Here is a 12,232-nt window from a genome sequence, read left to right on the forward strand (position 1 = left end):
TTATGCTCTGCCTAGCCGTACTGGGCGGGGCGACACTGGTGGGGGTCGGGAGCGCTGGACACAACCCCGACACGACAGTAACGGTGGGGGGGGGAAGCCCCTATACAACGATACAAGAGGGCGTCAACCACGCTGACCCCGGCGACACCGTCCTGGTGACGCAGAAAGCCAGCGGGAGCACCGAGTACAACGAGACCGTCGTGGTCAACAAGTCGGTGACTATCCTGGCGGACAGCGGCGTCACGATCACGCTCAATGGTGGGGACCGAATCGGGTCAGCGTTCACCGTCAACAACGCCTCGTCGAACCTTCAGCGGATAGCCATCCAGGGGTTCGTCATCGAGAACTACCGGGGGCAGGCGCAGACCGACGGCCACGGGGTCGTCGTCACCGAGGACTCGCTGAACAACGTCACCGTTCAGGACAACACCTTCCGGAGTCTCGACGGGGCTGGGGTCGCGTTCTACAGTGACAACGGGCCACAGGAGAACATCCTGGTCAAGAACAACGACATCTCCGACGTCGGGGAGAGTGGCATTCAGGCGGTGGGGACCAACACCGGCTCGTTCACCGACATCGGGTTCGTCACAAACACCATCGATTCGCCGGTCGGGGGTGACGCCGTCGCGGTGCGACTCTCCGGGCAGTCGTCGCTGACGAACGTCACCGCGATCGGGACGGACGCGGCGAACGTCGACGACGGGCTGAACGTCACCGTCGACGTCGGCGCGTCCGCGACCGACGTCAACGTCGAGCGGAACGACTTCAGGGACGTCACGGGGGCGAGCCTCTCGCTCGTCGTCGGGGAATCCCAGGGGTCGGGGGCGTCGCTGAGCGACGTGACGGTCGAGGAGAACGCGCTGAACCGCTCCGGGACCGGCGTGGCAGTGTTCGCAGGCGGCGGCGCGTCGCTGTCTAATCTCGATCTGATAGGCGACAACAACGTCTCGAACACCGACCGCGGGCTGGACATAACGACCGTCAACGGGGCCCAAGTGTCCGACATCGAGATCAGCAACGCGACGTTCGAGGACGCGGCCGTGATGGGCATCGAACTCAACGCCAGCGGCTCGAGTTCGGTGTCGGGCATCGACATCAACGACACCGCACTCAACAAGACGGGGACGGGGCTCGCCATCACGACCGACGGTGGGGCATCGGTCTCCGACGTCGCGCTCGACACCGTCTCGCTCGACAACGCGGCGAACCGCGCCATGCTCGTCGAGTCGAACGGGCCGAGCACCATCTCCGGTATCGACGTCGCTTCGAGTTCGGTCGCGTCGTCGAACGACGGTATCGTGGTGCGAAGTTACGACGGCTCGTCCATCGACGACGTGGCGATCTCGGACGCCACCCTCGAACAGCAGTCCGGCGTTGCGACCATCCTGCGGGCGGCCGGCACCAGCGAGATATCGAACGTCGACGTCACCGAGTCCGCGCTCAACGCCTCGGCGACCGGTCTGAAGGTCCACTCCGTGGACGATGGGACCGTGAGAGGGCTCCGTGCCGACACCGTCGACTTCGAGAACAACGATGACGGCGTGCAGGTGCTCCTCGAAGGACAGGGGAGCCTCTCGGACGTCAACGTGACGCAGTCGACGATGGTCGGCAGCACGAAAGGACTCAACGTCAGCGTCGGCCCGTCGAGCGGGTCGACGGCGTCGCTGTCGAACGTCACGCTCCACGAGAGCCTGCTCAACGAGACCGACAGCGGGGTCGTGTTCAACGTCAGCGGTGACGCCTCCGCGTCGGACGTCGCGTTCGAGACGGTCGACCTCCGGAACACCACTGCGCCGGCGAGGGTCAACGTCGCCGGCGGCGGCGGGAGCCTCTCGGGGCTGGTCGTCACGCAGGCCGTGCTCGGGAACTCCTCGAACGGGTTCGTGCTCGAGGCGGCCAACGGCGGCTCCGTCTCGGACGTCGACCTCGAGGAGAGCGGGTTCAACGAGACCGACGGCACCGGCCTCACGGTCGCGGCCGACGGGAGTTCGACGGTCAGCAATCTCTACGTGAACACGGTCAGCCTCGAGAACAACACCGTCGGCACCGCCATCGACATCAGACAGGGCGGCACGCTCCAGAACGTCGAGATGGCAGAGGTGACGGCCGTCGGCTCGGCGACCGGTCTCGACGTCGACGTCGGGAGCAGCTCCGCCACGGCCAGCCTCACGAACACGACGTTCACCGACGCGCTGTTCAACGAGACGACCCAGCAAGGTGTCGACGTGGAATCGACCAACGGCGGCGAGGTGACTGATCTCGAGTTCGAGACGGTCACGCTGCAGAATAACCCCATACCGATGACCGTCCGCGTTGACGGGGATGCCAGCCTGGATGGGCTGACTCTTCGGGAAACGCTCATCGGTGGCTCCTCGGCCGGATTGAGCATCCGGTCGGCCGGCTCGGGCCAGATTTCGGATGTTGACGTTGCGACAAGCGGCCTCAACGAGACCGGCGCCGTCGGGCTGACTGTTCTTGCGACGGGTGACTCCTCCATCAGTGGGTTCCACGCCGACGGAGTCGACGTGAGCAACAACGCCGACGGGATGCGGTTCGCGTCGACCGGTAGCGGGGTCGTGAAGAACGTCGACGTCACGAGTGTGAACGCGACGGGCGTCGACCGGGCGCTCAACCTCACCGTCGGCGCGTCGAGCTCCTCGTCGGCGAAGCTGGTGAACGCCACCTTCTCCGACAGCGCGTTCAACGAGACGACGACCGGCGTCGACGTCGACGTCGTCGGCGGCGCGAACGCGACGGACGTGGCCGTCGAGACGGTCGACCTCCGGAACAACGCCGAGTCGGTGCCTGTCACCGTCAGCGGGGGGTCGACGCTCGACGGCTTCCGGCTCGCACAGACGCTGCTCGAGGAGTCCGACACCGGCCTGACCATCGACGTGACCGGCTCGTCGTCGGCCTCGGACATCGAACTGGTCGAGAGCGGCCTCAATCGGACGGGTACTGCCGGCGTCCACCTCCGGGCGACGGACGACGCCTCGGTCGAGGGCGTCGAACTCGACACGCTGAACGTGACGAACAACACCGACGGGGTCCGGTTCGTCACGCTCGATTCGGCACGGATCTCCGACGTGTACGCGACGGGCGTTCTCGCGACGGGCGTCGACAAGGCGGTCAACCTCACGGTCGGGAACGCCGGAACGTCGCAGGCGAAGCTGGTGAACGCGACGTTCACAGACAGCGCGTTCAACGAGACGTCGACCGCCGGCGTCGACCTGACGGGCGTCGGCTCGACGAACACCACCGGGCTCGCGTTCCGGACGGTCGATCTCCGGAACAACCCGGTTCCGGTCGACGTCGACATATCGAGTGACGCGAAGCTCGACGGGTTCGAACTCAACCAGACGCTGACCGAGGGCTCCTCGCAGGGTATCGTCCTCCGGGCGGTCGACTCGACGACGGTGAGCGACGTCGCACTCGTCGAGAGCGGGTTCAACAGCACGGGCGCGGCCGGCGTGACGGTCGTCGCGGCCAACCAGTCGACGGTCGACGACGTGCGGCTGGACACGCTGAACGTGACCGATAACACCGACGGGCTCCGGTTCCTCTCGCGTGACAGCGCGACCCTGCGTGACGTGTACGCGACGAGCGTGCTCGCGACGGACGCGGCGACGGCACTCGACCTCACAGTCGGCCCGAACGCCGGTTCGACGGCGAAGCTCGTGAACGCGACGTTCACGGACAGCGCGTTCAACGAGACGACGACGTCCGGCATCGACCTCGACGTCGCCGAGAGTGCGAACGCGACCGACGTCGGGTTCGACACGGTCGATCTGACGAACAGTCCCGCGCCGCTGACGGTCGACGTCACCGACAGCGCGAAACTCGACGGGCTCGAGGTCAACCGGACGCTCCTCGCGGAGTCCTCACAGGGATTCCGCCTGCGCGCACTCGACTCGACGACGGTGAGCGACGTCGACCTCGTCGAGAACGGCTTCAACAACACGGGCGCGACCGGCGTCGACGTGCTGGCGGCGAACTCGACGACGGTCGACGGGCTCCGGCTCGACACGGCGAACGTCTCCGACAACGCGGTCGGCGTCGGGCTGACCGTCGCCGACGGCGCGACCGTCCGGGACGTCTCGGCGTCCAGCGTGCTGGCGACCGGGACGGACCGCGGGCTCGAACTCGCGGTCGGTGACTCGAACACGGCGTCCGCCAAACTGGTGAACGCCACCTTCTCCGACAGCGCGTTCAACGAGACGACGACGTCCGGCATCGACGTCGACGTCGTCGACGAAGCGAACGCGACGGACGTCGGGTTCGACACTATCGACCTGACGAACAGTCAGGAGCCGCTCGCGGTGGATGTCACCGACAGCGCGAAACTCGACGGGCTCCGCGTCCAGCGGACACTCCTCGAAGGCGCGTCGGACGGGTTCACGTTGCAGGCGCTCGACTCCACGACGGTCAGCGATGTCGACCTCGTCGAGAACGGCTTCAACAACACCGGCACGACCGGCGCCGCCGTGTTAGTTGCGAACCAGTCGACGCTGACGGGCCTCCGCATCGACACGGCGAATGCGACCAACAACACGGTCGGGGTCGACCTCTCGGTGCTCGGGAGCGCAACCCTCGAAGACGTCTACACGACGACCGTCCTCGCGGAGGGCACCGACACCGCCCTCGACCTGCGCGTCGGTGACGGCACGCAGTCGACGGCCAAACTGACGAACGCAACGTTCGACTCGAACGCGTTCAACGAGACGACGACCGCTGGCGTGGACGTCGACGTGGTTGGTAGGACGGAGGTGACGGACCTCGAGTTCGACACCACCGACCTCTCGGGCAACGCCCGGGCGGGTCGCATCGACGTGACGGACGGCGCCGCGGTGACGGACCTCTACGTCACCCGGTCGCTGACCGCCGACTCCGACGACGGCCTCGTGCTGCGGACGGCCGACTCGTCGTCCGCGACGAACGTCACGTTCGACACGAACGGGTTCAACGAGACGGCCGGCACGGGGCTGGCCGTCCTCGCGACGAACGACTCGACGATGACGGACGTGCGGCTGGCGACGAACTCGCTGAAGAGCAACAGTCTCGGCCTGCGGCTGGCCGCGACGGACGGCGCGTCGCTGACGGACCTCTACGTGACGGAGGCGCTTGCGGCCCAGTCCGGGGCCGGCGTCGAGTTGCAGGTCGGTGACGGCCTCCAGTCGACGGCGTCGCTGACGAACGCGACGTTCGACACGAACGGGTTCAACGACACCGCCGGCACGGGCGTCGATGTCGACGCCGCCGGCGACGCCACCGTCGACGACCTCGCGTTCGACACGAACGAACTCAGCGGCAACGCTCGCGCGGGCGAGATCAACGTCACCGACGGCGCGTCGCTGACGGACCTCTACGTGACCCTGGCGCTGACCGCCGACTCCGGAGACGGCCTGCTGGTCCGGGCGGCGAACTCGTCGACCGTGACGAACGTCACGTTCGACACGAACGGGTTCAACGAGACGGCCGGCACCGGCCTAGGCGTCGTCGCCAGCGAGGACGCGACAGTCGAGGACCTGCGGCTCGACACGAATTCGCTTGCTGACAACGCGGTCGGCGGGCAGATCTCGGTCACGGACGGTGCCTCGCTGACCGACGTCTACCTGACGACCGTGCTCGCGGCGGGCTCCGGCACCGGTATCGACGTCGACGTCGGGGCCGAACAGGGGTCGACGGCGTCGCTGACGAACCTCACGTTCGACGCGAACGGGTTCAACGACACCACGGCCACGGGCGTCGACATCGACGCGGCCGGCGACGCGACCGTCTCCGAGGTGACGTTCGATACGAACGACCTCTCGAACAACAGCGAGGCCGCGAACATCGAAATCGCTGGCGGCGCCTCGCTCACCGACCTCGACGTGAAGCGCGTGCTCGTCGCAGACTCCGACACCGGCTTCACGCTCCGGTCGGCCGGACAGGCCACCGTGTCGCAGGCGACGTTCATCGAGAGCGGGTTCAACGAGACGGCCGGCACCGGCCTGACGGTCAACGCGACCGGAGGGTCGACGATGGACAACGTGACGCTGTACCGCGTCCCGGTCGGCTCGAACGCGGTGGGAGTCCAGGTCGCCGTCAAGGACAGCGCGACACTCGGGCCGCTGAACGTCACGCAGGTGCTCGGCAACGGCAACTCCGACCGCGGCATCGTCGTCAACAGCGGCGTGACGAGCGGCGCTGACGCCACACTCGGCGACGTCACGTTCAACACCGTCGGGGTGAACGACTCCGACGCGACCGGCATCACGCTCGGTGCGGCCGGCACAAGTTCGGTCGGTCGGGTGCGGCTCAACCGCACTCTGCTGGGCGGCAACGGCGAGGGGCTCGCCATAGAGGCGAGTGACTCGGCCCAACTCGGCCGGGTGACCGGCACCACGATGCTGATAGAGAACAGCACGAACGACGGCATCGGCGTCGACCTCGGGTCGAGCGTCACGGCGGCCGGCATCCAGTTCCGGCGCACCCTGCTGTCGAACAACGACGGCGCCGGGCTCCGGGTGTCGGCGTCGACGCCCAACGAGACGGTGCGCATCCACCGGTCGCTCATCTCGGACAACGGCGACGGCGTCGTCAACGAGGGCGCTGACACGCTCGTCGACGCACGGTTCAGCTACTGGGGCGACTCTTCTGGCCCGAGCACGGCCGCCTCGGCCGGCACATCCCCGGTCGTCGATCCGAAGTGGGGCGTCCCGGCGAACGGCGACGGCGACACGGTCTCGGAGGGGTCGACCGCCGGCGTCTCGAACGTCCGCTTCGCGCCCTCTATCGGCGGGAAGACGAAGTCCGGACCCCAGCTGATCGACCCGGTTCCCGACCGGACGTTCAACGTGAGCTTCGCGGGCCAGACTATCGAGGGACCGCTGAGCGACTTCGTCGGACTGACGGTCTGGGAGCGGTCGGTCCTGCCGCTCCGGACGGCCCGGAGTGACGCCGACACGTCGGTTCGCGCTCCGAGCATCTTCATCAGCACGTCCAGCGGGGACGTGGCGATCAACCGGGAGAACTTCTCGGTGTACACCCAGCAGGAGTCCATCGGGCTCGACTTCGAGAAGGTGACTGGGGCCGACACGCTCCGGTACTCGAACGACGACGCACACCTGATAATCCTGCGTGCGGAGTCGAACCAGTCGAACGTCACGGAGCTGTTCAACTACAGCATCGACAACCGGACCGGCAACATCACCGGCACGAGCGACGCGGCCGAGCTGGTGGAGATACGCGACACCCAGCTCGATGGCAACGGCGAGCTCCAGACGAGCTTCACGCCGAGCCAGGCAGGCGACTACATCGCCCTGCTGAGCACGCCGAACGTCGGTGACGGCTTCCGCAAGACCGCGGACGGCGGGCTGGCGTTCAACGCACTGAACGAGTCCTCGACGATAATCGGGGTGGAGGGCATCGCCGTCCAGACGACCAGTTCGACGGCGACGGCCAACACCTCTGAGGTGTACGCCGGTGCGAACGTCTCGGTGACGGCGGAGTCGAACCTGCAAGCGAACACCGTGAGCCACCTTGTGGTGGCGTACGACCGGCAGGCGTTCATCGACCAGACGATCGTCATCGACAAGACGAACGCCACCCGGACCGACACCGGCGTGCTGGTGAGCGTCAACGGCACGTCCGACGGCGAGGCGTTCTTCCTCGAGGCGAACATCACCGACGACGGCACCGTCACCGGCTTCGAGACCGGTGGCACGTTCAGCGACGTCAACAGCACGAACGTCACCGTCGACCGTGGCAACCCCACCGAGACGGTGATGCTGGAGTTGGCCGAGGGCGTCAACCTCTCGGACGGCGAGACGCTCCCGTACCGCTTCGTCCACGTCGCGGTCGCGTCCGACAAACCCCAGCGGCGCAGCACCGACGCTGGGCTCGTGACGGTCGTGCCCCAGCCCGCGGCGCCGACCGACCCCGGCGACCCCGGCGACCCCGGCGACCCCGGTGACCCCGGCGGCCCGAGCGACCCCGGTGGTGTTCCCGGTGGTGGCGGTGCTCCCGGCGGCGGCGGTCCCGGCGCTCAGCCGGCCCCCTCGCCGGTGACGGTCATCCACAACGGGACGAACACGACGGTCATCATCGACGAGGTGGCGGCGGGCCGCACGCTCAATATCGGCACGACCCTGCCGAACACGACGCTCCCGTTCGCGCTGACCCAGATCCGGATGGTGCCCGCGAAGTCGGGCAGTTACCGGCTCCACATCGAGCGCGGTCTGGACCCGCTCGAGGGCGCTCCGTCGGTCGGCGGTGCACGGCCGGTCGGCTACGTGTCGATCAACCACACCATCGACAACGAGAACGTGCGGAACGTCAGCTTCCGGTTCCGCGTCGAGAGCGACGCGCTGGAGGACAACCGCATCGCACCGGCGGAGGTCGCGATGTACCGGTTCGCCGGTGAGTGGACCGTCCTGCCGACGACTCGCACGGGCGTCGCGCCCAACGTGAACGCGGTCACCTATCAGTCGGACTCGCCCGGCCTCTCGGTGTTCGCGTTCGGAGCCCAGGAGGGTAACCTCACGGTGACCGACGCCGCACTCGGCACCGACAGCATCACGGCCGGCGAGTCGGTCGACGTGACCGCCACCGTCGAGAACACCGGTGGAACGGAAGCGACGCGCGACGTCGAACTCATGGTCGACGGGAGCGTCGTCGACACCCAGTCGGTCACCGTCGCGGGCGGTGCCAGCGAGCAGGTGACGTTCAGCCGGACGTTCGAGGAGGCCGGCACCTACGACATCAGCGTCGGCGGCGTCACGGCCGGGACGCTGACGGTCGAGGCCGCGGAGACGCCGCCGAGTCCGACGCCGACGCCGACGCTGTCGCCGACCGACTCGCCGACGGACACGCCCGACGAGGACGGCGGTCTGGGGCTGGTCACCATCTTCGCCATCTTCGCCGTCCTGCTGCTGGTCGGCACCGCGGTGGCCGCCTACCTCTACTACGACGAGGAGTTCGAGGAGTTCGGCCCCACCGAGGAGTAGCCGGAGCGACACCTTTCTGTACCCGCCTCCCGTTGCCGTCTCGTAACTGACCCTGACCCATGGCCACCGTCCCGGAATCCACCGACGCGGTCGTCCGTGCCGTCGACGTGACCCGCCGGTACGGCGGGAGCGACGGGGGACTGTTCTCGCGGGGGGGCGAGCGGGCGCCCGTCACGGCGCTCGATGGCGTGTCGATGCACGCCGCCCCCGGGGAGTTCCTGGGTCTCTCGGGCCCGAGCGGTAGCGGGAAGTCGACGCTGTTGCATCTGCTGGCGACGCTCGATACGCCGACCGACGGCACCGTCGAACTGCTCGGGACGGACGCCGCGTCGCTGTCCGACCGTCAGCGGACGAGTCTACGGCTCGACCACGTCGGCGTCGTGTTCCAGCGGTTCCATCTCCTGCCGACGCTGTCGGCGCGGGCCAACGTCGCGCTCCCGCTGGTCGAACAGGGCGTCGGCAAGCGAACGCGCCGCGACCGCGCCGCCGAGTTGCTCGAGCAAGTCGGCCTGGACGACCGACTCGACCACCGCCCCGGCGAACTCTCGGGGGGCGAACAACAGCGCGTCGCCGTCGCTCGTGCGCTCGTCACCGACCCCGACCTGCTCGTGGCCGACGAGCCGACGGGCGAACTCGACACCGATGCGGGCGAGGTGGTTCTGGAGTTGCTCGACGACGTGGCGACCGACCGGGCCGTCGTCGTGGCCTCGCACGACGAGCAGGCCATCGGCGCCACCGACCGCGTCGTCGAACTGCGCGACGGCCGCGTGGTGTCGGATGGGTAGGCTCGCCCGCTGGCGGGCCATCGCCGGGCTCGGCGTCCGCACGACGCTGACCAAACTCCGGACGGGCGGCCAGTCCACCCTGAGCGTCGTCGGCGTCGCGCTCGCGGTCGGGTTGATGTTGACCGTCACGAGCATCGGCATCGGCCTCGCTACGGGGGGCGTCGCCGCCGGCGGGTCGACCGACTACCTCATCACCCCCAGCGGCGACGCCGGGAGCGTCGTCGCCGGCGTCGAGGGACAACAGCTCGGCGGCGTCCACCCGGCGACACAGCGCATCGAGGCGCTCGACGGCGTTCGGTGGGCGACGCCCGTGCTCGTCTCTATCGGCAAGGTGGACATCGCTGGCGAGCGGAACTACATGCTCGTCGTCGGCGTCGTTCCCGGCGACGGCACCCGTGTCGCGGGGCTGTCGACGGACGGGCTACGGTCCGGCGACCCGATGTACGACGATGGAAACCGCACGGGCGAGGCGGTGATTTCGACGGCGGCCGCGGAGGAACTCGGCTACACGACGGGCGATAGCTTCAGTCTCGTGAACGGGGCCAGCGACGCCAACCGGACGTTCGGCGTCGTCGACGTGGTCGCGCCGTCGGAGCCGGGACTCGGGCAGTTGCCCGTCGCCGTCGTCCACCTGCGGGAACTCCAAGCCATCACCGGAGGCGCGGACTCCGACGTGGCGAACCGCATCCTCGTGAGCGGCTCCGGCGACGGCCTCGAGGAACGGCTCCAGCGGGTGTACCCGAGCGCGGACGTGGAGACTCGCTCCGAACTGCTCCGCGAGCAGGCGCTCGATTCGCAGTTGACGCTGGCGGTCGGCGTCGGTGCGTTCGTCGTCGCCGTCGTCGTCGGCATCCTGTTCATCGCCACGACGATGGGGTTCGAACTCGCGGCCGAGCGGAGCGACCGGCTCGTGATGCGGGCCGTCGGCGTCTCCCGCCGGAGCCGGCTGGCACTGGTCGCGGTCCGCACGCTCGCGGTCTGTCTGCTCGGGGGCGTCGGCGGTCTCCTGCTGTGGCTCGCCGGCGCCGGCCTCGTCAACGTCGCCGCACGCTGGGTCAGCGGCGGCGTCGCCATCGCCGTGCTCCATCCGGCGCTGGCGGCGCTGGGGCTGACAGCGGCGCTTCTCATCGGCCTCGTGACGACGCCGTATCTGCTGGTCGTGAGCCGGTTCGACGACGACGAGGTGGTGCCGTGAGGCGGCTCCGAGCACTCGTCGGTCTCGCGGGCAATCAGTTGCGCTACCACCGGCGTCGCGGCGCGCTTGCCGTCGTGGGCGTCGCGCTGGCGGTCCTTTTGGTCACGCTCCTGGTCGGACTCGGCTTCGGACTGTTCACGACCGGCGGCGAGGCCATCTCGTGGATCAACCGCGACCTCTGGGTGACCGGGGGTGGCCTCGGTATCCAGGCCGGCGGCGTCGGCGGCGTCGAGAACCCCATCCAGAACGCCCACGGAGTCGCCGCCGACATCGAGTCGGACCCGCGGGTCGCGGCCGCCCAGCCCATCGCGTTCATGACCGTCTACGTCAGCCCCAACAGATCCGAGTTCGACAGCGTCGTCGGCGTGGGGGCCGTCGGCGAACAGGACCCCGACGTCGGGGACGGCGACGGACTCACGCTGAACGACAGCCACTACGCGAACGGCACCTACGAGGGGCCACGGAGCCGCGAGGTCATCGTCTCGCCGGAGCTGGCCGAGCGGTACGGCGTCGGCGTCAACGACACGCTCTACGTCGGCGGGACGCTGGCGTCGGCCCGCGAGAACCCGTTCCGCGTCGTCGCGGTCACCGCGCGGTTCTCGACGTTCCTCGGGTCGAACGCCGTCGCCGTCCCGTTGAGCGAACTGCAGGCGGTGACCGGAACGACCGGGACCGACCGGGCCGCACTCATCGGCGTCTCGCTGGACCCGGGCGCGAACGCCGACGCCGTCGAACGCGACATCGAACGGTCGAACCCCGAGTTGACGGTCCGGGGCAACGACGAACAGGTGCGTCAAATCGTCGGCGGGCAGGCCGCCGTCGTCGTCGGCGTCGTCGCACTCGTCGTGCTGGCGGTCGTCTCCGGGATGGTGCTCGTGGTGAACGTGCTGGCGACGCTCGTCCGGGTCCAGCGCGACCAGCTCGCGGCGCTGAACGCCACCGGCGTCTCCACGCGCTCGCTGGTCGTCGTCGTGCTCGCGCAGGGACTGCTCGTCGGCCTGCTGGGCGGAGTCGCCGGCGCCGCCGTCACCGTGCCGGCCGTCGACGCCCTCAACCGCGTGCTCGCGGACCTCTCGGGGTTCCCGAACCTCGTGAAGACGCCGTGGTGGGTGTACGCGTCGGGCGTCACGCTGGCGACGCTGATGGGTGTTATCGGGTCGACCGTCGCCGGGCGGCAGGTGGCGACCCTGTCGCCGCTGGACCACCTCCGGTCGCCGTAAGTCGGTCGGCGGCCGGGGCGTCTTGCGGTCGCGACCGACGTTGTC

At 68.8% G+C, this 12,232-nt stretch carries 4 protein-coding genes; all 4 read left to right on the forward strand.

The genetic code is table 11. The features are described from left to right. Nucleotides 1-155: 155 nt before the first annotated feature. The 4 genes from NL112_RS16950 to NL112_RS16965 are packed head-to-tail and all read left to right on the forward strand — an operon-like array spanning nt 156 to nt 12,187. Nucleotides 156-8,987 (forward strand): PGF-pre-PGF domain-containing protein, encoded by an 8,832-nt coding sequence (locus tag NL112_RS16950; RefSeq protein WP_255150033.1) that lies wholly within the window; start codon nt 156-158, stop codon nt 8,985-8,987. Between the two features lie 59 nt (nt 8,988-9,046). After that, on the forward strand, nt 9,047-9,772 hold the full coding sequence (locus NL112_RS16955; RefSeq protein ID WP_255150034.1) for an ABC transporter ATP-binding protein: 726 nt from the start codon (nt 9,047-9,049) through the stop codon (nt 9,770-9,772). Further along, nucleotides 9,765-10,967, forward strand: a complete 1,203-nt coding sequence (locus NL112_RS16960; RefSeq protein WP_255150035.1) for an FtsX-like permease family protein — start codon at nt 9,765-9,767, stop codon at nt 10,965-10,967. Before NL112_RS16955 ends, NL112_RS16960 begins: the two co-directional genes overlap by 8 nt. Continuing rightward, the gene (locus tag NL112_RS16965; protein ID WP_255150036.1) at nt 10,964-12,187 is read left to right on the forward strand and encodes an ABC transporter permease; all 1,224 of its coding nucleotides are present in this window, start codon (nt 10,964-10,966) and stop codon (nt 12,185-12,187) included. The genes NL112_RS16960 and NL112_RS16965 overlap by 4 nt, the downstream gene beginning before the upstream one ends. Nucleotides 12,188-12,232 lie beyond the last annotated feature (45 nt).

This window comes from Halorarius halobius (genome assembly GCF_024298865.1).
In the GTDB taxonomy this organism is placed as follows: domain Archaea; phylum Halobacteriota; class Halobacteria; order Halobacteriales; family Haloarculaceae; genus Halorarius; species Halorarius halobius.

Excerpts from the sequence above, each read along its gene's own strand:
- NL112_RS16955 (WP_255150034.1), top strand. The coding sequence starts at position 9,047 with ATGGCCACCGTCCCGGAATCCACCGACGCGGTCGTCCGTGCCGTCGAC.
- NL112_RS16960 (WP_255150035.1), top strand. The coding sequence starts at position 9,765 with ATGGGTAGGCTCGCCCGCTGGCGGGCCATCGCCGGGCTCGGCGTCCGC.